Raw genomic sequence first — 21,868 nt, forward strand, 5'->3', positions numbered from 1 at the left:
ACTACCCATGCCCGAGCCTACTTCTGGACTGCTATACCTGCTAGCCAGCGTCGCCTGCAGCGTCACGGTCGCCGTTCTACTGAAACTGGCCCGCCAATACGACATCGACATCCGCCAAGCCATCGCCGCCAATTACGCCGTCACTGCCGTACTCAGCGGACTTATGCTGAGGCCCTCTACCGATCAACTGGTATCCGCCGGCCAGGCCTGGCCCCTGCTACTGGCCTTGGGCGTATTGTTACCCACAGGGTTCATGGCCATGGCGCAATCGGTCCGTCAGGTGGGCATCGTCCGCAGCGACGTGGCTCAACGCTTGTCGTTACTGCTACCCCTGCTGGCCGCGTTTCTGCTGTTTGGAGAAAGCCTCACCTGGCGCAAATCCACGGCGATTGCACTGGCCTTCACCGCCCTGTTTTGCATCCTGCTACGGCGCGGACCCACCGGTCATACGCCACTGGACCCGCACGCCTGGCGCTGGCCCCTGGGCGTATGGATTGCCTACGGTCTTGTAGATATCCTGTTTAAACAAATCGCCAAAGCAGGCTCGGCGTTCTCCGGCGCGCTCCTGATCGCCTTTATCTTGGCCGGCATCGTCATAGCCGGCTACCTGCTCTGGCAACGCGTCACGTGGCGGGCCCGTCACCTGCTAGCCGGTATCGTGTTGGGCATCGCGAACTTCGGCAACATCGTCACCTACATCCGCGCCCATCAATCCCTGCCCGGCCACCCCGCCTTGGTGTTCTCAGCCATGAACATGGGCGTCATCACCCTGGGTACCCTCGTCGGCGCCCTGGTCTTTCGAGAGCATCTCAGCCGTGTAAACCTGCTTGGACTAGGGCTAGCACTGTTGGCCATCGTGCTGATGATGCCCATTTGAATGACGCGGCGGTTCAACGCATGGGGGAATAGTCGGTCGGGCTGAGAAAAATATTCTCGACGCGCTCCACGATAGATTTTTCCGCTTCGCTGGCGTTCCGCTTGGCGATCCATTCCGGATCAGCCTGGAAAGCATTCCATTTGCGCTCGCGTTCTTCCAGGCTTTCCCACTCCAGCAGGTAGGTCAGCGCATGGTTGCTCGGGCCGATCAGCGTCGTCCAGAAACCGACAGGCTTGATGCCGTATTTCTTGAAAAAATCCAGCGTCGTTTTGCTAAAGCGCTCATTCAGCGCCGGCATGCGGCCGGGAAGGCAATGATAAATACGCATTTCAATAATCATGGGGTCTCCTTGCGGTATCAAATAGGGGGTCAGCGACCCGCTTTGGAATATTCGGATTCGGCCAGTTCTTCCTGCCAATCGGGCTTGCCCAGCGAGATCGCCAGATGCGTCATAAAGGTATCGGCCGCCGCACCGTGCCAGTGGCGTTCATTAGGCCCAATCCAGACCACATCGCCCTGGCGGATCTCCTGGGGCTCATCACCGTCGCGACATATCCAGCCTCGGCCCGACGTCACGTGCAGAACCTGGCCATACTCATGGGTATGCCAGAACGTGCGCGCGCCCGGAGAAAAAAATACGTGATTGATGCCAACGTTGTCCGCGGGGGGCATGACTGGATCAGCCCAGACCACGCCGGTGAATGTCGCACCGCGTTGCTCCGACGGCTTGCCCTGGTCGCGGCCGTGAAATACTTGCATGACCTTACTCCTTTTGTTTAAGCGCTTTTCAAACGAACGCCGCCCGACACGTCGCCGATGGCATCCACCACACGATTGCTGATCTGGTCACCATAACCCAGCGCGGTGGCCAGGCCAAAGCAGGCCGCAGGGCCAGCGGCGTTCAGCGACGCCACGCCCAATTCGCGGACCATGTCCACATACAGCACCACATCCTTGGTCATGAGCTTGCTGGTCAACCCCCCTTCCAGATAGTCGCCATCGACAATGAACGGGAAGCGGTTGAGCGAAGCGAAGTTCACTCCGCTGCTGCTGTTGATCACCTCGAGCAAGCGATGCAGATCCAGCCCGGCTTTCTTGCCTGCCACCATGACCTCGGCAGTCGCCGCCAGGCTGACGGCGTTCAGGAAATTGTTGAGCAGCTTGGTGGTATGTCCCGCGCCGCTGCCGCCCATGGTCACGACTTTGGTGCTGATAGGCGCGAACACCCAGTCGATGGCCTCGATGGTGGCCGCGTCCCCGCCTACCATCAGCGTCAACTTGCCTTTCTCCGCGGCGGCCGCGCCGCCCGATACGCCCGCGTCGACATACTGGACGCCCTGCTGCGCAAAGCGCGCGCTCAGGCGCACGGTAGAGCTTGCCGCCGCTGTGCTCAAGTCAACCACAATCTGGCCGGGCCGGCAGGCCGCCAAAAGACCACCGTCTCCTTCGACCACCGCCTCTACCACCTTGCTGTCCGGCAGCGACAGCAGTACGACATCAACATCGTCGAGAACCTCGCCTATCGTCGCAGCCGCCCGGGCTCCAGTCTCGGCCGCTCTCGTCGGATCGGTGTCGTATCCCAGCACCGAGATACCGGCATCGACTAACCGACGCGTCATGCGCCCACCCATATTGCCTAGGCCGATAAAGCCGACTCGCTTCTTATCCATTGATGTTTCCTCTTGGTTTGCGCCAGTGCGTACCGCAGCGGCGCGAGCACCCCTTATTTGCCAGGCCAAATGGGCTGGGCGACGGCCTGCGCCTCCGGGAACACGGTCACGGGTACGCCGTTCTGCCATTGAATGACCGTAAGCGTCGCGTCGACGCGATGCCCCGCCTCATCGAACTTGAGCACACCGCCAGGGAAATACGGACTGGGCCCCTCGTCCAGGGCGCGCATCGCCTGTCCGACGGCCTCGCGATCAGCCTTGCCGGCCTTCTCCAAGGCCGCCTTCATGATCCACATATCACCATACGTCGAGATGGCGTTCTGCGTCATCCAAGGCTCGTTGTATTCTGCCTTCATGCGCTTGATCAGGCCTTCCTGTCCCTTGGCGCCCCAGTTGCCTACGGCCGACATGACACCATTGAGCAACGCCGGGCTGACCGTGTTGAGCACCTCGGGTTCGGCGATGGCGATACCGAAAGAAATCACCGGCACCTTCACATTGGTCTCACTCATCTTCTCGAGGATGAGCTTGGCGTCCGAGATCACAGTAGGAAGAAAGAACAGCAGGTCGGGACGTCGCGAACGCACGCGCTGAATCAATGACGACGCATCCGCCAGCGGCGGCGTGAAGGTTTCATCGACGACCAGCTCCAACCCGTTCTTCTTCAAGAGACCATCTTTCAGGGCCTTGACCGTGGATAGCGAGGCGGCCGTGTTGTCAGTCACGATGGCCACGGTCTTGGGCCGCTTGCCCGAGGCCTTCTCCGCCAGGGCCAGAATGCTGGGCAGCGCGATATCGGCTTGCTTGCCAGCCGGCGCCGACGTCTGAAAGACGTACTTGAACCCCCGCGACGTAATCAGATCGGAATACGACAGCGTCAGCATCGGTAGCGCGGCCCGCTCCGTTACCTCGGTAACGGCCAAGGTGAATGAACTCAGGTAGGCGCCCGTCGCGATGACCAGATTGGGGTAATCGGCAACCATCCGTTCCGCCGCGCTCTTGGCCTTCTCGGTGGAGTCGCCCGAATCGACCACCACCAGCTTGAGCTTGGCGCCGCCCAGCGCCTTGATGCCGCCCTGGTCGTTGATGTCCTTGACCCCCATTTCGGCACCCATACGCATCACTTGGCCATAACGCGCGTAAATACCTGACATGGGCGCGATAAGCCCGACGCTCACGGGGGTGGGTTCGGCCACGGCGCTACCGCCCAGCAACAAGCTGGCACCCAACGCCACGCTCATGAGACTGACAACCGCAGACTTCGTTTTCATGTTGATCTCCTCGGTTTTTCCGCCTTGGTCGGGGCGGTATATGTTCTACATCCCAAGATATGCGCGGCGAATCCGATCATCCGCCTGCAGCGTCTGATGCGTGCCTTCCAGCACCACGCATCCGGTTTCCAACACGTAACCCCGATCGGCGTATTGCAGCGCCTCCGCCACCCGTTGCTCCACCAGCAGGAGGGTCAGACCCGCTTCCCGGCGAATGTCGATCAGGCGTTCAAAGATAAAGTCGGCGATAGCCGGCGACAGCCCCATCGATGGCTCGTCGAGCATCAGCAAACGCGGCGACGATGCCAGACCACGGCCGATGGCCACCATTTGCTGCTCGCCCCCCGACAGCGTGCCGGCCAATTGCCGGCTGCGCTGTTTGAGGATGGGAAACCATGCATAGATACGTTCTAAATTGCGAGTCCAATCGCGTCGGCCGGCTTCGGTATAAGCCCCCATTTCCAAGTTTTCCAATACGCTCATCGAGGCAAATACCTGCCGACCCTCGGGCACGTGGGCAATGCCCAAATGTGGCCGTCGATCGATGGGCACAGCCAGCAAATCCTGTCCATCGAAGCGGATACTTCCCGAGCGGGCCGACACGCTACCCGAAATAGTCCTGAACAAGGTACTTTTCCCCGCGCCGTTGGGCCCGACGATGGAGACGAACTGCCCCTCTCCGACCTCTACCGAGACACCTTTCAGAACGGGCACCGCGGAATAACCCGCCTCCAGTTGATGGATTTCAAGTAGCATGTTGCGCGCTCCACTTCTTACCCAGATAGGCCTGCACCACTTGGGGATCTTGGGTGATCGACTGTGGGTCGCCTCGCGTCAGCACTTGGCCATGATCCAACACCACGAACTCATCGACCAGGCGCACCATGGTCTGCATGGTGTGTTCGATGATGACAACGGTGATGCCCTCGGCCGAAAGCGCGCGAATCGCGTCGACGATATCGTCGACCTCACCATGTCCCAGACCAGCCAGAGTTTCATCCAATAGCAACAGTTCGGGTTGCCCGGCCACCGCCCGGGCAAGCTCCATCAGGCGCAATTCGCGGGTGGTAAGCAGCGCGGCGATTTTGTTGGCGCAGTCGGACAAGCCAACCCGCGCGATGGCCTGCGCCGCGAGTGCTTCGGCCTGCGCCTCATCTTTGGCGCGCACATAGGCGCCCACCTTGACGTTCTGCGCCACGGTCAGTCGCATGAAGGGTCGCATGATCTGGAAAGTGCGCCCCACACCTGCTGCACATAGCACATGCGGCTTGCGGCCCGCCATGTCCACGCCGTTCACCATCACCTTGCCTGTATCCGGCTGCAAAAAGCCGTTGAGCAGGTTGAACAGCGTGGTCTTGCCGGCGCCGTTAGGACCAATAATGCCCAGGATCATACCCCGGCGCACCGAGAAACTGACGTCCTGCACAGCCTTGAGTCCGCCAAAGCTGCGCGATACCGACTGCACGTCCAGGATGATGTCGTCGGCGGATGTCGGTGGCCGTACAGGCCGAGTCGAATGGGCGGGCATCGGCGTCGACTTGGCCTGTACCGTCGACCGGGTCTGCTCTATCGACTCAGTCTGTTCCGCCGGTGCGGCCGATGTCGTCGCGCGCTTGCGACGTTGCAGGACATCGCGCAATTTCCAGAACACGCCCTCCGGCGCCACCAGAATCACCGCGATGATGGCCATGCCCAGGATCACGCCCTGAATGCCCGGATAGGTCGAACCTAGCTCGGCATGCAGTATCTCGCCCAGCGGCACGAGAATAGCCGCCCCGATGATGGGCCCCCATACTGATCCCACGCCACCGAACATGGATACCGTGAGCGCCTGCGCCGACACCAGCATGCCAAACACCGACACCGGTGTAACCACCAGCAACACCACGGCATAGAACGCACCCGTGGCACCCGCGATGGCGCCGCTCAACGCGATAGCCCGTAATTTCCAGCGCAGCGTATCGATGCCCGCAGCCTCGGCGGCCGCTTCGTTTTGCTTGATGGCGATGAGCGCCATGCCGAAACGCGTTCGCTCCACATACAGCGTGATCTGCGCAAACACCAACAGCATGATCAGGCCAATCACGATGTAATAGCGCCGGTCGGAAAACTGCATGAACAGCCCCGGATGCTCGCGCTGCATCGGAAAGGTCATTTCCTGCAACCCCAGCCACTCGAACACATACAGCAGGGCCAGCGGATACGCCAACATGGCTAGCGCAAAATAGTGCCCACGCAGGCGGAATGTAGGCAACCCTACCAAGATCCCGGCCACGGCGCCGATGACGGCGGCCAGCGGCAACATCACCCAGGGCGACAAGCCCAGGTAGACCTGTCCCAACACTGCCGCATAGGCGCCCAGGCCGAAGAACGCCGCGTGACCGAATGAGACCAGGCCGGTATAGCCGCTCAGCATATTCCACGACAGGCCAAAGCATGCCCACACCAGCACAAGTGTGAAGATCAGTTGATGGTATGCATTGCTCACTAGCAACGCGGCAGCCAGATAGATCACCGCGACCAGCAGCAACGTCAGGGAAGTCGGCCATCGCTTCATCAGGTTCGCTCCGAAACGCGGCCAAACAGTCCTTGCGGCCGCAACATCACGATCAACAGAAAGAACACGAAAATTGCCGCGTTCTGCAACTGCGTGGGCAACACCAGCGAAGAGAGCTGCTGCACCAAGCCGATCACCATGCCTCCCCAGAACGCGCCGAAGATGCTGCCTATGCCGCCCAGCACCACACCGGCATACATGATGATCACGTACTCCAGACCGACAAAGGGATGAAACGGAAAATTAGTTGCCAAGAGACCACCGGCCAACGCAGTCACGCAGGTACCGAGGGCAAAGGCGATGCGGTACGAACGATTGACGTCAATGCCCATGTAGGAAGCGGCGATCGGGTTGTCGGCCGACGCCCGCAAGGCCTTGCCCAGCCGACTGCGTGCGATCAACGCGCCCAGCACCACGATGGCGGCCACCGATATCAGCGCGGCCACTGTCCGGCCCTTGTTGGCAAACACGCTGACGTAGTCTCCCCAAAGCGGTCCGATCTCCCAGGCGCTGCTCGATAGCGGCGTACGCAACGACACCAATTGCGGTCCGAACAACATCATGCCGCCGTTCTGCAGAATCAAGGCGATGCCCAGCGTCAGCACCAGTTGAGCGTAATGGCCGTCGCCATCGAGCGCGGTACCACGCCGGCCCGTAACGCGAGAGATCAGGAGCCGATGTGCCAGATACCCCACCGCGAACATCACAGGCACGGCCAGCAACACCGACACATAGGGCCCCAACACGGAGCCCGCCAGCCAATGCCCGCCCAGCAAGATGAAGAAGTAATACGTCACATACATCCCGAGCATCATGAAGTCGCCTTGGGCGAAATTGATGACGCGCATAATGCCGAAGATCATTGCCAATCCGACGCACATCAATCCATACAGGCCACCCACCAGCACGCCAGCAGCGAGCGCCTGCAGGAACGCTTCGAGATGAATTTGCAGTTCTGTCATGTCCATCGTGTCAGGCCTCGTCTCAAGTCTGTGTCGTATCCGGCCGCAAGGCGCACAAACGCGCCAGCAGTCCCGCGTCAGGCTCACGTTCGTAGCCATCCACCATGGCCTCGATGCGCTCGGCTTGCTCGTCTCCCAGCACCACCTGCGCGGCGCGGCGCCATCGCGCACGGATGAGTGCCTCATCGGCCGCCACCACATCATCCAGCTCGGCCCGCACTGTCGATCCATCGTCCAGTCGGAGGATCACACGGGCTCCCTGCCGAGCCGGGAAGGCCGTCGTGTAAGCGTCATCCGGCACTAGTTCGGTCTGTGCGATCAACCGCACGATTTCAGCATCGTCGAGCTGACGATAGTTCTCCTCCTCGATAGCGCCCCGGGCCAGCACAGCCGCCACGCCAAATGCGATGCTCATCTTGGCCTGCAATGCATAGTCAAACGGCCCCATGGCGCTACACCCTGGATACGCCAGCGCCGCATGGGTGGTCTCGACGCGCACCGCGACAATGCGCCGGCCCGAGGGCACGAGCCGCCAGGCACGCAAGGCCGCCTGGCAAGGTGACTGAGCAAAATTGCAGGCCGGCGCCGGTTTGTTGAAAACCTTCAGGATGTCGGCGTCGCCCTGTGGGAATAAGGCGATAGGCCCAGGCATGGGCGCACGCGCATAGGCCCGGAATAAACCTGCCTCTCCCTCCAGGATGGACGGCGACGCCTGTGCACCTTGACGCGCCAGATCCAGGCAGGCGATCGCATTGCGGACCACGAAGCCCGGGTGAAAGTACATCTCGCTGCCACCCGTATGCGCCCACTCGTTCAGTCCTGCGCAGGCATTGCCAGCCAATGCGAAAGCGTTCAACGCCTGGCCCTCGTCCAGACCCAAGAGACGCGCACCCGCCATCGCGCTCGCGAAAGGTCCCACCAATCCGGTGGGCCGGAATAAACGCGCCAACGACGGGGTGATCAGCGCGCGGCCGATGCGCGCGCCAACCTCATAACCGACCACGGCCGCGCTCAACGCCCGCGCGCCCGGCACCTCGTGGCGCTCGGCCAACGCCAGCACCGTGGGCCATACCACCACCCCCAGGTGCGCCACGCTTGCTGCGTGCATATCTTCCCGCACTAGGCCGTGACCCGCGACGGCATTGGCAAAAGCCGCATCCGCCAGGACATACGTTCCGGAACGGCCGACAATATGCGCGCCGCCCTCGTTGGACGCGGCCAACTGAGCGGCCTGCTCGCTCCATGGCAATGACCGCGCCTCAAAGGCGCATGAAAGATAATCAAGCAGGCATTGCTTGGCCCGCGCCGTGACTGCTTCCGTTTGCGGGATCTCGCTCAACGCCCTACGCACGATTTCCCGCGCCGTGCTTACGTCTTGTCTGTCAGGATGCATGATCCTGCTCTCCAGGGAACGCGCGAAGCCGCGTCAGTAACCAAGAACGGTCATCGCGCCGTCCACCTTGAGCGTCACACCCGCCACCGTCGAGCTCGCCGCCGACGCCAAAAACACGGCAACCTCGGCGATATCGGCCCCAGTGGACAACCGGTCTAGCGGCGTACGGCGACGGCGCGTGGCCCAGCCTTCCTCGGAAATCACAGAACTCGCGCCCGGCGTGACCACAGGTCCCGGTGCCAAAGCATTGACACGAATGCCATACCCACCCAGCTCGACCGCCTGTTGTCGGGTCAGCGTGTCTAGCGCGCCTTTGATGGCGCTGTAGACCGCCGCGTTCTTGATAGACACCGACACGGCTACCGATGACAGATTGATGATCGCGCCACCCCCACGTGCGATCAAGTGCGGCGTGGCGGCCTGCAACGACCATAACGCGCCCTTGAGTCCCACGTCGATCATCTTCGAGACCTTGTCCTCGGGCATGTCCACCAGGGGTGCGTAATAGAAATAGGCCGCGTTGTTCACCAAAATATCCAACCCGCCCGATTGGTTCGCATAGGCGTCGATCACGCGCCGTACTTGCTCGCGATCAGACACATCGCAGGGTAGTGCCTGGGCACCCGGAAACTCGCGCTCGGCCTCGGCCAGCAGCTCCGCATTGATATCCAGCAACCCCACCTTGGCGCCCTCGCGGACATAGGCTCGCGCAATCTCTCGACCAATGCCCCCGGCACCTCCGGTGATGATGGCGACTTTTCCTTCCAGCACTCCCATACCGTCTCCTTTTCCCGCTCCTGATCGCTGCGTTATCGATGTGTCGGCGTTGTAGATATTTTGTATGTGTGTACTATAGACTGATTGTATGATTGAATGTCAAATGAATTATGGTTTTGCTTAAGGATTTACCCTGAATCGTGCAAGCGGAATCCCGATCACGTTGGCCAGGCTTGAAAAAAGATGAAAGCTAAAATCACCGAGAGGAATCACCACTCAGGACATCAATGAAAGCAGCCCTTCCCCCGTCGGCAGACTTCAAAGTGCAGCGCGCCGCTTCCGTGTTGCGGCACAGCGTGACCGAGAGCATCCGCAACGCCATTCTGTTGGGACGTTTTCGACCCGGCGAACGCTTGCCCGAAAGGGAACTGTGCGAGATGACGGGAGTGAGCCGCACGCTGGTGCGAGAGGCCTTGCGGCAATTGGAATCCGAAGGGTTGATCCACGTCATCCCCTATCGCGGCCCGGTCGTGGACCGAGTGCTCCCGGACCAGGCCGAAGGCATCTATCAGGTTCGCGAGGAACTCGAGGGTTTAGCCTGCCAGCTCTTTGCCGAACATGCCTCGGCCCAAGCACTCAAGGACTTGAAAAAAGCCTTCCAGAGCCTCAAACATGCCTTCACCCATGGCAGCCCACTGGAGCAATTGACGGCCAAAAATTTCTTCTACCAATGCCTGCTTGAAGGGGCCGGCAATGAAGCGCTGACCACGACGCTGCGCTTGCTGAACTCGCGTGTCATGCTGCTGCGTTCCACATCGATACAGGCGCCGGGCCGGGCGCCCCAGAGCTTGGCCGAACTGGCCGAACTCATGACGCAACTCGAACTGCGCGATGGTGCGGCCGCGCGCGCGGCGGGCTGTCTGCATGTACGCAACGCCGCCGCCGTCGCGATTCGTATCTTACGCGGCGCCAACGAAACGCCGCCCCCGGGCTGAACGCCTTTGGCGTGCGCCACGCATCCATCTATGACTTGGCGCGCACTTTCACACCCGCCCAGTCTTCCACGACTCGGGCCACATCGGAATAGTCCGCGTTCTGGCCGCGGATGGCAGTGGTCATCACCAACATTTCGCGCACCGACGAGCCCACTACCATCGGCACACCATTGCGCTCGGCCTCCTCCAGACACAAGCGCACATCCTTGTGTGCCAAGCGGGCGGCGAAGCCCACATCGAATGTGCCGGTCAGCACTGCCCGGGGGAACTTTTCCATGGTGGCGGAATTGCGACCCGAACCCGCGTTGATGACGTCGATCATGACGCTCGCATCCAACCCGGCCTTGACACCGAGTGCCATGGCTTCCGACGTAATGGCCACGGCAGTCGCCGATAGAAGATTGTTCGCCAGCTTCATCACCTGAGCTTGGCCGGCTTGCGCGCCGAGATAAAAAAGTTTGCCGAAATTTCCCAGCACCTGTGTCAGCGCCTCGTAACGCGCCGGCAGGCACGCAACCATGACTGCCAACGTGCCACGCTCGGCCCCGGTCACGCCACCACTGACAGGCGCATCGACATATTCGATGCCTTGCTCGGCAAGAATTTCAAACGCGCGCTGCGCTGCTGCGGGACCAATGGTCGACAAGTCCACCACGCACTTCGCACGGCTAGACCGTGCCAAACCGTGCTCACCGCTCAGCACGCTCTGCACCACTTTGCCATCGGGCAGGCTCAGAAATACGACATCGGCCGAGTCGCCCACGCTCTGCGCGCTATCGTGAGCCACCGCGCCACGCGCCACCAAGCGCTGCATCACCGCCGGGTCGCTATCGGTCACATGGAGCACATGGCCCGCGTCAAGCAGGCGTCCCGCCATGGGCCCACCCATGTTACCCAACCCAATGAATCCGTAAATCGTCTCGCTCATTTCCATCCTCGACTAAAAAGAAGAGCCGCGCCTGAGCGCGGCAGGGGTTCAGCGGGGCTTCAGGCCGATCTGCTTAGCCAACTCAGCGAATTGTTTCTGGTCGCGCTGCAGCGTGCTCGCAAAGCCTGCGGGGCTGCGCTCCTCGGGCGAGGGAATCCGCGCGGCCAGCGTGTCGATACGTTCGCGAAACGCGGGGGTCTGGATCGCCTTGGTCACTGCCTCGGCCAATTTGTCGACCACCTCCTTGGGCATATCCTTGGGCCCGACCAAACCATTCCATATCTGCAGGTCAAACTGCGGCAGCCCCCCCTCGGCGAAAGTCGGCACGTCCGGCATCTGCGGCAGGCGCTCCTTAGAGGCTACCGCGATGGCCTTGATTTGCTTGCCCTTGTGCAGGGGCAGCATGGTGACGGTCTGATCGAGCACCGCTTGGATGGTGCCCCCCATCAGGTCGGTAATGGCGGGACCCGAGCCGCGGTACTGAAGCAGTTCAGCCTGTACATTGGCCATGCGTAGAAACAGTGCTTCGGCCAAGTGAGCGGTGGTACCGGGGCCCCCCGAACCGAAATACAGTTTGAGTTCGCCACTACGCATACCTGCCAGCATAGAAGGCAGATCCTGGATACCGCTCTTGTTGCTCACGCTGAGCACCATGGGAACGTTGGCAACCGTACCGATTGCCGTCGTGTCCTTGACAATGTTCAGGTCGGCCTTGGGATAAAGCAGCGGAATCAACACCATGGACTGGTTGCTAAACATCAGGGTGTAACCGTCTGGCGCGGACCGGGTCAGACGCTGAAAACCCAATAGTCCGCCCGCACCCGTCACATTCTCCACCACGAAGGTATTATTCGTGACCTTTCCCAGTTCGTTCGCCAACAAGCGGGCCAGCGCATCCAGACTACCACCGGGCGCCACGCCCACGATGATGGTGACGGGCTTGGACGGAAAGCTGTCGTCGGCGGCTGCGGCCGTATGATTCAAACCCAGGCACAAAGCCATGCCGGCAAGCGCGGATGCGATGCGTCGTTTCATGTTGTCTCCCTGCGTGATGACCGGTCCCGCTTTGGTCATTGAGTTAGCAAAAAACGCCGGTCAACGCCTACTCAGCAAGCGTACCAGCGAACCAATAGAATCGACATGCTCCAAATGCATGACGGCTTCCAGACAAGCTGCGGTCGTGTCCGCCGGCAATCCCGCCCGCGGGAATAAATGCAAAAACTTGTTTTCCACATCCCGACGGTCGATACCGCGCGCGCCAGCACCACGCGGTGTGACACAGGTGCCTCGATGCACGGCGCCATCTTTCATATGTATCGTGACCGTGCCGCCATGCCGATGGGGAAAGCGATCGGGCAATGGCGCCGGATTGAGATCGAACTCGACCTTGTCTTGCAGCATGGCAATGACAGGGTCGGTCATCTTGGCCACGTCCATGTGTTGCCAGGAAAAGCCGTCATCGGCGATCGCCGCCGCGACGAAATAATGCAGACTGTGGGCCGCGTCAACCAGGTTGCGCGGATGGGGCTCGCCCTTGAAGTCGGTCCACTGCACTGCCGCCGACACAACGATGCGCGCAATATCGTCGGGTTTGATACGCCCCTCGACGCGTGCGGCATCGGCCGCGGCCTCAGCCGTCGCATGAAAGGGATGCGCCCCCGGCATGAGCTTGATGGCCATATCGGTCACAATGTCCCAAGACCCCCCCCAGTCGCGCACGATGTCGTCGCGCGATTGGCCGCCGAGCGCATCCAGAAAACCGCGAGGCTGCTCCAGCACACCCAGTTCGCCCTCGAAACCGCGCTGCGCCGCCAGCGCGGCGCGTATACCCGTGCTGGCGGCCAGGCCAGCGTGATATTCCCTCGCGCAACTCGTGTCAGCCGCGATCGCCATGCCGCCGATTGACGTTGCCGAGAGCGCGATCGCGTGCGCCAACCGTAGCGCGTCCAGCCGCAGCAGCACGCCGGCGGCAACGCAGGCACCGAACACCGTGGAGTACGACCCATGGAAACCACGCTGCATGCGTCCCGGCGTCAGTGACTCATCAATACGTCCGGCGACTTCATAACCCAGCACCATGGCGGCCAACACATGCTGGCCGCTCGATCCTTCATGCTCGCCCACCGCCAGCGCCACGCTGGAGACGATGGTGCCGATGTGTGCAATGCTGCGCATGTCGCTGTCATCCGACGCAGCGGCATCGCTTGCCACCGCATTGACGCGTGCGGCGCTCGCCAGCGGTAGTCTGCCGCCGTCGAACCACACAGTTGCCTCCGGTGTGCCGCCATCGGCGAGTTCAAGCTCGCGAATAATGCGAGCCGATTCAATACCGTATCCCACGGCGGCACTGGCAAGCGTGCTGGCCAAGCTCATCTTGGCATGCTCGAGCGTCAATGCCGGGAGGTCGCAGTCACGGGTGGACGTGACGAAGTCGGCCAATTGACGCGCCAAAGGCAGCGTCACTAAAGAGGATTGCACGTCAGGAGTTCCTTCGTGAATGGGTTATTGTCGTGTCACTGCGCCGCCGTACCCAGTTGTTTAAGGACCGGGACCCATTGGGCGAGGTCTCGGCGCACCAGATCCTGAAAGGCGGCCGGCTGGGGGATCGGTGTATCGGGCAAGGTAAAGCCCAAGCTGATCAGCTTGTCACGCAGCGCTTGAGTGCTCATGACCTTGTTTAGCGCGGTATAGAGGCGCGTGGAAACATCGGCCGGTAGACCGGCTGGTCCCACCAGACCCCACCAGAGCGTGACCGAGTAATCCTTCAAGCCGCTCTCGTCCAGGGTAGGGACATCCGGTAGCAAACTGGAGCGCTTGGGTCCGGTGACCGCCAGCGGCCGGAGTTTGCCAGACGTCACCAGCCCCATGGCCGCGGGCATGTTGTAGAGGCCCATGTCCACGTCGCCGCTGATGATGGCGGCCAGGCCCTGTTGGGCGCCGGTATAGGGCACGTGCATGATCGGCTTGTCGAGATACTTCGCCACGGTGGCGCCGGCGATATGGTGGCTGGTGCCCACGCCGCTGGATGAGTAGCGGAAGGTCTCCGGCGGCTGGGCTTTGATCGCCTCCAGCAACGCCGGCGCGCTTTGGTAAGGCGACTTATCGGACACAACCAACAGGTTCTGTACATCGGCGATCTCACTGATGAAAGTGAAGTCTTTGATCGAGTCGTACCCGGGCGACTTGTAGAGCGCTTGGTTGTTGACAAAGGTACCCTGCGCGGCAATACCCAGGGCGTAGCCATCGGGCTTGGCGCGGGCGATGTCCGTCGTGCCGATGGTGCCACCTGCCCCGCCCTTGTTTTCCACCACGACAGGCTGACCGAGTTGCTCGGCCAATGCTGAGGCGACCACCCGCGTCAACGTATCGGCCGCGCTACCAGCGGCATAGGGCACGATGAGTTTGACGGGCCGATCGGGATACGCCGCTTCGGCGCGCGCGCCCCACATGGCTACGGAGGCGAGCGAAAACAGCGCGCAGGCTATCGCCTTGCGTCGATATAGCTTGGTCATTATGTCTCCTCGTGTCAGGATGACTGACAGCAATACCGCAACGCGGTCATTGACCCGACACATGATTTGGTTTTATTGGATAAGACAGACTGTAGGCCGCTTCCTTCTGTATGTCTGTGGAAACTTATTCGTCAATCATTGAATCGATTTCAACAATGCACAAACTGAGAAACCGCCTCGGCCCGCTACGCGTACTGGATGCCGTGCACCGCAGTGGCGGCGNCGGCCGAGCCGCCGACCTCCTGCATATCACGCCAAGCGCTGTCAGCCATCAGTTGCGCCGGCTGGAGGCCGAACTGGGTGTGCAATTGGTGCAAAAAGACGGCCGCGACATTGGCTTCACCGCAGCGGGCACGGAGCTGGCCGTACAAGCCGCTCAGTTGTTCGACCAGCTCGAGTCGGTGCTGTCCAAAGCATCCGAGGCCGGCGCCAATCGCCGTATCCGGGTCAAAGTCATTCCCAGCCTCGCTATCAAATGGCTCATGCCCCGACTGGGTTCGCTGTACGCGCAGCACAGCGACATCGACCTCGAAGTCGCCACCGTCGCCCGCGCCGATGACACCGATCTGCACAACGCCGATTTCGTCGTACGCCGCGGCAACGGCGATTGGCCGGGGCTGCGCGCCGACCTGCTGTTCCCCGATGAACTCGTGCTCGCCTGCGCGCCGTCAGTGGCCAAACGCCTACACACGCCCGAGGACGTATTGGGCGAAACGCTATTGAATTCGATGATTGCACCAGACTTCTGGGATCGCTGGCTGCTGTCGACCGGGTTAACCGCGAACAGCGACACGCGCTTCCTCCCGCTAGCGAACGCCGTGCTCTGCCTGCAGGCAGCCGCCGAGGGCCTCGGCATCGCCGTGACGCAGCGCGCCTATGTCACTCAGGACTTCGCCACCGGTCAGTTGGTGCAACCGCTAGCGCACAGCGCCCGCAGCGGCGACGGCTACTACCTCGTCAGCCATCCGGCACGCGCAGCCACATTGCCATTCAGCCTCTTTGCGAATTGGATGATCAGCGTGAAGTAGACGTTCAATGCGTGGCGCGAAGGGTGTCTCTATTGAGGCGCCCCTGTCTGGCATCTGAGAGCCCAGGCGGTCCTATCGCCACGGCTCGGCCCAACCAGGGGCCTCGGCCTCGCTGCGCGAGACTTCCCGNGCCTCAANNCGGNCGGCGCCGCCACTGGACAGCCCAGCCAAGCGAACGCAAGAAAATCACGTCTTGCGATTATTCGAACAGCTTCGGCGCTGGTTGCGACACCGAAGTGACTCGGCCTTGCTCGCCAGGAGGCGCCGTGTGATCCCCATCGGCTAGCGCGCGTTGCATGAGTACAGTGTCGCGCCATTGCCCGAATTTATAACCGACTGAGCGCAGGGTGCCGGCGGGATGAAAGCCCTGGCGGGCGTGCAGGGCTAGCGAGGCGGCGTTGGCGCTGTCCCCGACGACGGCCAGCATTTGTCGCCAGCCACCCGCGGTGCAGCGTTCAATCAAGGTGGCCAGCAAGCGACCGCCGATGCCTTGGCCCACGATGCCCGGTTTGACGTAGACAGAGTCTTCGACCGTGTAGCGATAGGCGGGGCGGGGGCGATATGGCGTGACGTAAGCGTAGCCAACGATTTCACCGTCTCGTTCTGCGACCAAATAGGGCAAGCGATGCGTCAACACGGCCTCGCGGCGGGCGCGCATGTCCTCCAGCGTGGGCGGATCTAGCTCGAATGATCCCGTGCCATGTTGGACGTGGTGGGCGTAAATCGCCTGAATGGCAGGCATGTCGGCAGGGGTGCTGTCACGGACGATCAGGGTAGGGGTGGATTCAGGCAAGGGCATGTCGGGTCTCGACAACGTTTACACCATTAGTCGGCGATTAATTGAATGCGCGGATGCTGCGCGATGATTTCCAGCACGATCTCAAAATAGGTGGCGCCCGAGCCGTTTTCTAGTTCGACCAGGCGTTGACTGATTTGCGCGACGTTGAATGCTTTGGGTTTCTGCAGCTTGTTTGCATAGAATTGTCTCGTTGCCTCGACACCCAGTGCATTACGGCTCTTTTCCATGTTCTTCCAGATGAGCCTCACCGGCTGATCGGCCTCGGCGGCACCGTAGGAGCCGTACAGCATGTCGTTCAGCGCATCGAGATTCGGGGCGAGTTTCCAGTCTTCACCAGCCATGAACACGTGGTTGATCTCGTCGTAGAACGAAGGAATGTCGGTGATTTTATCGCCCTCGAGGGTGAGCGTTTTCATCCATTACTCCGAGAAACCTCGGCATTCATGCCGGGGAGGAAAGGGGCGCAACCATAAGGCTGCAGGATTGGTCTTATTTGAATTGATGATTGGATAGAAATCCAGTAATTTGATTTGGCGCGGATAGTATCTTGGGCATGCAAACCAAACGTGCCGCCGGGCTGGCGGTGTTAGTGGGAATCCCTTTCCCTTTAGGGAAGGGAGCAGTCAAGAGGTGGCCCTGCCGAGGGTGTCAAGGCGACAACGCGACCTGGCTCAGATCCGTGGTCGGCGGTAGCGCCTATGCGGCTCGAGGGCTGGGGCGCCATGCAGGGCTTGTGCGATCCGGCGTATTATTTAGGACTTTGCGAACTTCACCCGCCCGAGACAGATCATGCCGCAATATCGTTCCCGTACCTCCACCCACGGCCGCAACATGGCCGGTGCTCGCGCCCTCTGGCGTGCTACCGGTATGAAGGACGGCGATTTTGAGAAACCGATTATCGCGGTGGTGAACTCGTTCACGCAGTTCGTGCCGGGTCACGTGCATCTGCGTGATTTGGGCGCGCTGGTCGCCAAGGAAATCGAGGCCGCGGGTGGTGTGGCCAAGGAATTCAACACCATCGCTGTGGATGACGGCATTGCGATGGGTCACGGCGGCATGTTGTATTCCCTGCCGTCGCGCGAACTGATTGCGGATTCGGTCGAGTACATGGTCAATGCCCATTGCGCCGACGCGATGGTGTGTATCTCGAACTGCGACAAGATCACTCCGGGCATGCTGATGGCCGCGATGCGCCTGAATATCCCCGTCGTGTTCGTGTCCGGCGGTCCCATGGAGGCCGGCAAAATCACGTCGCCCACGGATGGAAAAGTGCTGGCCAAGATCGACTTGATCGACGCCATGATCAAGGCTGCCGACCCCAACGTCACCGATGCCGAAGCCGAGCAATTCGAGCGCAGTGCCTGTCCGACCTGCGGATCGTGCTCGGGTATGTTTACCGCCAACTCCATGAATTGCCTGACGGAGGCCATTGGCCTGGCGTTGCCGGGCAACGGTACGATCATGGCCACGCATGCCTGGCGCAAGGGTCTGTTCGAGCAGGCGGGTCATCTGATTGTGGAATTGTGCCGCCGCTATTACGAACAAGACGACGCGTCGGTGTTGCCGCGTAACATCGCCACCAAGAGCGCGTTCCAGAACGCCATGACGCTGGATGTCGCCATGGGTGGCTCCACCAATACCGTGCTGCACCTGTTGGCCGCGGCGCAAGAGGCCGAAGTCGATTTCAAGATGGAAGATATCGACCGCATCTCGCGCAATGTCCCCTGCCTGTGCAAGGTCGCACCCGCGACGGACAAATATCACATCGAAGACGTGCACCGCGCGGGCGGCATCCTGGCGATTCTGGGTGAATTGGCGCGCGCCGATCTGTTGGACCTGAGCTGCGGCAACGTGCACAGCGGCACGCTGGGCCAGGCGATTGAACAATGGGATATCAACGGTGGCGCGGGCGCAGCCGCGCAGAAACTCTTTCGCGCGGCGCCCGGCGGGATTCCCACCACGCAGGCCTTCAGCCAGGACGCGACGTATCTCACCCTGGATCTCGATCGCCAGAACGGTTGCATTCGCAGCAAAACCCACGCCTATTCCCAAGACGGCGGCCTGGCCGTCCTGTATGGCAACCTTGCCACCAAGGGCTGCATCGTGAAGACCGCCGGCGTCGACGAATCCCAATGGGTATTCACCGGACGAGCCCGCGTTTTCGAAAGCCAGGATGACGCCGTCGAAAGTATCCTGGGCGATCAAGTCGTGGCGGGCGACATCGTGGTGATTCGCTACGAAGGCCCCAAGGGCGGCCCCGGCATGCAGGAAATGCTGTATCCCACGTCCTACCTGAAATCCAAGGGCCTGGGCAAAACCTGCGCCTTATTTACCGACGGCCGCTTCTCGGGCGGTTCTTCCGGATTGGTCATCGGTCACGCATCACCCGAAGCCGCCGAAGGCGGCACCGTGGGCCTGATCGAAGACGGCGACATCATCGAAATCGACATCCCCAATCGCAAAATCCACCTGTCCGTCACTGATGACGAACTCGCCAACCGCCGCAACGCCATGGATGCCCGTGGCGACAAGGCCTGGCAACCCGTCAATCGCCAACGCGTCGTCTCACAGGCTCTGCAAGCCTATGCTGCCTTGGCGACGTCTGCCGATCGCGGCGCAGTCCGAGACGTTTCGCAATTGAAGCGGTGATTTTTCTTGCTGGCGGGGTGGTTCTTAAGGCGTCCTTCCGGGCTGCCATGGGCCACGCGGGCCTAATCAGCTCGGCTCGGGCGCATGCGGGCGCCCTCGGTCCCCTGCGGGGACTGCCCGATCTTCAAAAGGCCCCCGTGGCCCATGGCAGCCCGGAAGGACTTGCATTGTGAACATGCCCAGCAGCTGTCGGCCGATCAACGCTTTCAAGTGCTTTTAGCGGCTGTCGGCTGGGGATTCCGTGCGACGAGGCCTGGCAACCCGTCAATCGCCAGCACGTCGTTTCACGGGCCCTGCAAGCCTATGCCGCAAGGACTCGCATTGAGAACATGCCGAACACTGACGACGCTGTGCTGCGGGCCGTTTAAATGACGGACGCCATCCCACCGTCTACGGGAATGATGGCTCCTACGACATAGGCTGAACGAGGGCTGGCCAAGAAGAGCGCCACGTCGGCGACTTCTTCGGCTTTGCCATAGCGGCCCAGCGGGATGCGGGATTGGCTGTCGGCGAGGGCTTGATCGCGTGAAATGCCTTGGCGCTCGGCGTCGAGTTCCAGGACTTGTTCCACGCGCTGCGTGAAAGTCGGGCCCGGGTTGATGCCGTTGATGCGGATGCCGTAGCGAGCGTAATGCGCGGCCAGGCCGACGGTCGACAGCATCAATGCCGCGTTGGCGGATCCACCGGCCAAGTGCGTGCTGGTGGGGCGTTTGCCGCCGTTGCCGATGATGTTTACGACGATGCCGTTCGTGGCGCCGGCCGGCCGAGTGGCGGCACGGGTGCGCATACGTTCCAGAACAGCATCCTGGACGTGAATGTAGGGAAAGAACTTGGCGTCCATGGCGGCACGCCATTTGCTCGCATCGAGATCTTCGGGTTCGTAGCGGCGCGCGGCGCCGGCGCTGTTGATCAGGATGTCGATCGGTCCGATCTCGGATTCGATGCGTTCGATGGCTTGCGCCGCGGCCTGGGCGTCGGACAGGTCGGCCTGGAAGGTAGCGACGTTGTGTCCACTGGCCTGGAGTTCGGTACGTGCCTGTTCCAGCCCTTGCGGGTCGCGCGCGATGATGGCGACAAAGGCGCCTTCGGCGGCGAAGGCGTTGGCGACAGCCAGGCCGATGCCCTTGCTGCCGCCGGTTACCACTGTGACTTTACCGCTCAGTTTGAGATTCACCTGATGCTCCGCAGAGTACGTTGACGATAGCGGTCAACGATACTCCACATTGCGTCCTTGATCCTACTGTGGCGTGAGTGGCTGGGGGCGTCGTGCGTTAACCATTGGACGGCACAGGGACGGCGGGTGCGGCGGTGCGCTGACGACGATCCAGATTCCAACTGTAGAGCGCAACGATGAGTCCGCTGGCAGTGACTGCGGCCGCGACGAGCGGTGTGGCGGCAAGGCCGGGCCCGTGGTCGATGGTAAGACCGCCCAGCCATGCGCCCGCAGCATTGCCCAGGTTGAATGCCGCAATGTTGAACGCCGAGGCCAGGTTGGGCGCGTCACCTGCCTTTTCCAGGACGCGCATTTGCAGCGGTGGTACGGTGGCAAAGGCAGCGGCGCCCAGCACGGCGACCGTGACAATGGCGGCAAACTTGGCGTGTATGGTCAGACTGAATACCGCCAGCACCACGGCCAGCAGGGCCAGGCTCGCGATCAGGGTGGGCATGAGCCGGCGATCGGCGAGTTTGCCCCCGTAGGTGTTGCCTGCCACCAGACCGACGCCGAACAGTAGCAAAATGGGCGACACCATGCTCGGGCTGACGCCGGCCAGTTCTGTCAGCAGCGGGGCGATATAGGTGAACGCCGTAAATACGCCGCCAAAACCCAGTACGGTCATGGCAAAACCCAGCAGCACCTGCTTGCGCCCTAGCGCGCGCAGCTCGCCCATCAGGTCGCTGCCATGATCGCCGCGGCTGCGGGGGACCCAGATCGCAATCGCCAGCATGGCCGCCAAGCCCACCACTGTGACTGCCCAGAACGTCGAGCGCCACCCCCACGCCTGGCCCAGCCAGGTTCCGAAGGGCACCCCCAGTACATTGGCCAACGTCAGGCCGGTGAACATTAGCGCAATGGCTGACGCTTGTTTGTCTGGCCTGACCAGACTGGTGGCCACCACTGACCCCACACCGAAGAACGCGCCATGGGCTAACGAGGTGAGTACCCGAGCGGCCATCAGCGTGCCGTAGTCGGGTGCCAGCGCACAAGCCAGATTACCGAGCGTAAAAATCAGCATCAGGCTCAGCAGTAACGTTTTGCGTGGCAGTCGGGTGGTCAATATCGCGACAGGTGGTGCGCCCACCACGACGCCCAGGGCATAGCCCGTGACCAAGAGGCCCGCACTGGACAGTGATACGCCCAGATCGGCGCCGACTTCGGGCAATAGACCCATGATGACGAACTCTGTGGTGCCTATGCCAAACGCACCCACAGCTAGCGCCCAAAGCGCAATAGGCATTTCAATCTCCAAAAGAATGCAGCGGTTTATCCGTATGGACGACATTGTGCGTCG

General features: G+C 61.4%; 21 protein-coding genes and 1 pseudogene. 5 read left to right on the forward strand and 17 right to left on the reverse strand.

The window, feature by feature from the left end; translation table 11 throughout:
• Window positions 1-7: 7 nt before the first annotated feature.
• Complete coding sequence (locus tag ACNAZS_RS22370) at window positions 8-877, forward strand: EamA family transporter (protein WP_415792725.1); 870 nt, start codon at window positions 8-10, stop codon at window positions 875-877.
• A 13-nt stretch (window positions 878-890) separates the two neighbouring features.
• On the opposite strand, the gene ACNAZS_RS22375 is transcribed toward ACNAZS_RS22370, so the two are convergent.
• The 9 genes from ACNAZS_RS22375 to ACNAZS_RS22415 are packed head-to-tail and all read right to left on the reverse strand — an operon-like array spanning window position 891 to window position 9,507.
• Complete coding sequence (locus ACNAZS_RS22375) at window positions 891-1,217, reverse strand: NIPSNAP family protein (RefSeq protein ID WP_415792726.1); 327 nt, start codon at window positions 1,215-1,217, stop codon at window positions 891-893.
• A 29-nt stretch (window positions 1,218-1,246) separates the two neighbouring features.
• Window positions 1,247-1,636, reverse strand: a complete 390-nt coding sequence (locus tag ACNAZS_RS22380; RefSeq protein ID WP_415792728.1) for a cupin domain-containing protein — start codon at window positions 1,634-1,636, stop codon at window positions 1,247-1,249.
• A 17-nt stretch (window positions 1,637-1,653) separates the two neighbouring features.
• Window positions 1,654-2,676 carry an NAD(P)-dependent oxidoreductase gene (locus ACNAZS_RS22385; RefSeq protein ID WP_415792729.1) on the reverse strand — a complete coding sequence of 341 codons (1,023 nt, stop codon included), beginning with the start codon at window positions 2,674-2,676 and terminating at the stop codon, window positions 1,654-1,656.
• Window positions 2,601-3,818, reverse strand: a complete 1,218-nt coding sequence (locus ACNAZS_RS22390; RefSeq protein ID WP_415792730.1) for an ABC transporter substrate-binding protein — start codon at window positions 3,816-3,818, stop codon at window positions 2,601-2,603. The genes ACNAZS_RS22385 and ACNAZS_RS22390 overlap by 76 nt, the downstream gene beginning before the upstream one ends.
• Before the next feature lie 45 nt (window positions 3,819-3,863).
• Complete coding sequence (locus tag ACNAZS_RS22395; protein WP_415792731.1) at window positions 3,864-4,574, reverse strand: ABC transporter ATP-binding protein; 711 nt, start codon at window positions 4,572-4,574, stop codon at window positions 3,864-3,866.
• Window positions 4,564-6,375: a branched-chain amino acid ABC transporter ATP-binding protein/permease gene (locus tag ACNAZS_RS22400; protein WP_415792732.1), complete on the reverse strand. Its 1,812-nt coding sequence runs from the start codon at window positions 6,373-6,375 to the stop codon at window positions 4,564-4,566. The genes ACNAZS_RS22395 and ACNAZS_RS22400 overlap by 11 nt, the downstream gene beginning before the upstream one ends.
• The gene (locus tag ACNAZS_RS22405; protein ID WP_415792733.1) at window positions 6,375-7,337 is read right to left on the reverse strand and encodes a branched-chain amino acid ABC transporter permease; all 963 of its coding nucleotides are present in this window, start codon (window positions 7,335-7,337) and stop codon (window positions 6,375-6,377) included. The genes ACNAZS_RS22400 and ACNAZS_RS22405 overlap by 1 nt, the downstream gene beginning before the upstream one ends.
• Before the next feature lie 22 nt (window positions 7,338-7,359).
• On the reverse strand, window positions 7,360-8,730 hold the full coding sequence (locus tag ACNAZS_RS22410; RefSeq protein ID WP_415792734.1) for an MmgE/PrpD family protein: 1,371 nt from the start codon (window positions 8,728-8,730) through the stop codon (window positions 7,360-7,362).
• A gap of 33 nt (window positions 8,731-8,763) precedes the next feature.
• Complete coding sequence (locus ACNAZS_RS22415; protein WP_415792735.1) at window positions 8,764-9,507, reverse strand: SDR family NAD(P)-dependent oxidoreductase; 744 nt, start codon at window positions 9,505-9,507, stop codon at window positions 8,764-8,766.
• A gap of 227 nt (window positions 9,508-9,734) precedes the next feature.
• Here ACNAZS_RS22415 and ACNAZS_RS22420 point away from each other — a divergent pair, with 227 nt between their 5' ends.
• Window positions 9,735-10,442, forward strand: a complete 708-nt coding sequence (locus ACNAZS_RS22420; protein WP_415792736.1) for a GntR family transcriptional regulator — start codon at window positions 9,735-9,737, stop codon at window positions 10,440-10,442.
• Between the two features lie 28 nt (window positions 10,443-10,470).
• On the opposite strand, the gene ACNAZS_RS22425 is transcribed toward ACNAZS_RS22420, so the two are convergent.
• The 4 genes from ACNAZS_RS22425 to ACNAZS_RS22440 are packed head-to-tail and all read right to left on the reverse strand — an operon-like array spanning window position 10,471 to window position 14,882.
• Window positions 10,471-11,370 carry an NAD(P)-dependent oxidoreductase gene (locus tag ACNAZS_RS22425; protein ID WP_415792737.1) on the reverse strand — a complete coding sequence of 300 codons (900 nt, stop codon included), beginning with the start codon at window positions 11,368-11,370 and terminating at the stop codon, window positions 10,471-10,473.
• Window positions 11,371-11,418: 48 nt separating this feature from the next.
• On the reverse strand, window positions 11,419-12,405 hold the full coding sequence (locus ACNAZS_RS22430; RefSeq protein ID WP_415792738.1) for a Bug family tripartite tricarboxylate transporter substrate binding protein: 987 nt from the start codon (window positions 12,403-12,405) through the stop codon (window positions 11,419-11,421).
• 60 nt (window positions 12,406-12,465) lie between these two features.
• On the reverse strand, window positions 12,466-13,848 hold the full coding sequence (locus ACNAZS_RS22435; protein ID WP_415792739.1) for an MmgE/PrpD family protein: 1,383 nt from the start codon (window positions 13,846-13,848) through the stop codon (window positions 12,466-12,468).
• 35 nt (window positions 13,849-13,883) lie between these two features.
• On the reverse strand, window positions 13,884-14,882 hold the full coding sequence (locus ACNAZS_RS22440; RefSeq protein ID WP_415792740.1) for a Bug family tripartite tricarboxylate transporter substrate binding protein: 999 nt from the start codon (window positions 14,880-14,882) through the stop codon (window positions 13,884-13,886).
• 155 nt (window positions 14,883-15,037) lie between these two features.
• Here ACNAZS_RS22440 and ACNAZS_RS22445 point away from each other — a divergent pair.
• Both ACNAZS_RS22445 and ACNAZS_RS22450 read left to right on the forward strand, forming a co-directional pair.
• The coding region (locus tag ACNAZS_RS22445) for a hypothetical protein (protein WP_415792850.1) at window positions 15,038-15,104 on the forward strand (67 nt) is incomplete at its 3' end.
• A gap of 1 nt (window position 15,105) precedes the next feature.
• Window positions 15,106-15,910 (forward strand): annotated as a pseudogene (locus tag ACNAZS_RS22450) (LysR substrate-binding domain-containing protein); the annotation flags it as partial.
• A 199-nt stretch (window positions 15,911-16,109) separates the two neighbouring features.
• Here the strand turns inward: ACNAZS_RS22450 and ACNAZS_RS22455 are convergent.
• Both ACNAZS_RS22455 and ACNAZS_RS22460 read right to left on the reverse strand, forming a co-directional pair.
• Entirely contained in the window at window positions 16,110-16,709 is a 600-nt protein-coding gene (locus tag ACNAZS_RS22455; RefSeq protein WP_415792741.1) for a GNAT family N-acetyltransferase, read from the reverse strand.
• Between the two features lie 26 nt (window positions 16,710-16,735).
• Window positions 16,736-17,125, reverse strand: coding sequence for a barstar family protein (locus ACNAZS_RS22460; protein WP_415792742.1), 390 nt, complete (start codon window positions 17,123-17,125; stop codon window positions 16,736-16,738).
• A gap of 373 nt (window positions 17,126-17,498) precedes the next feature.
• Here ACNAZS_RS22460 and ilvD point away from each other — a divergent pair, with 373 nt between their 5' ends.
• On the forward strand, window positions 17,499-19,358 hold the full coding sequence (gene ilvD / locus ACNAZS_RS22465) for a dihydroxy-acid dehydratase (RefSeq protein WP_415792743.1): 1,860 nt from the start codon (window positions 17,499-17,501) through the stop codon (window positions 19,356-19,358).
• A gap of 364 nt (window positions 19,359-19,722) precedes the next feature.
• Here the strand turns inward: ilvD and ACNAZS_RS22470 are convergent, their stop codons facing one another.
• Window positions 19,723-20,532, reverse strand: a complete 810-nt coding sequence (locus tag ACNAZS_RS22470; RefSeq protein WP_415792744.1) for an SDR family oxidoreductase — start codon at window positions 20,530-20,532, stop codon at window positions 19,723-19,725.
• A 97-nt stretch (window positions 20,533-20,629) separates the two neighbouring features.
• Window positions 20,630-21,814: an MFS transporter gene (locus tag ACNAZS_RS22475; RefSeq protein WP_415792745.1), complete on the reverse strand. Its 1,185-nt coding sequence runs from the start codon at window positions 21,812-21,814 to the stop codon at window positions 20,630-20,632.
• Window positions 21,815-21,868: the final 54 nt, after the last annotated feature.

It is taken from the genome of Bordetella tumulicola (assembly GCF_965138755.1).
GTDB lineage: Bacteria > Pseudomonadota > Gammaproteobacteria > Burkholderiales > Burkholderiaceae_B > Bordetella_A > Bordetella_A tumulicola.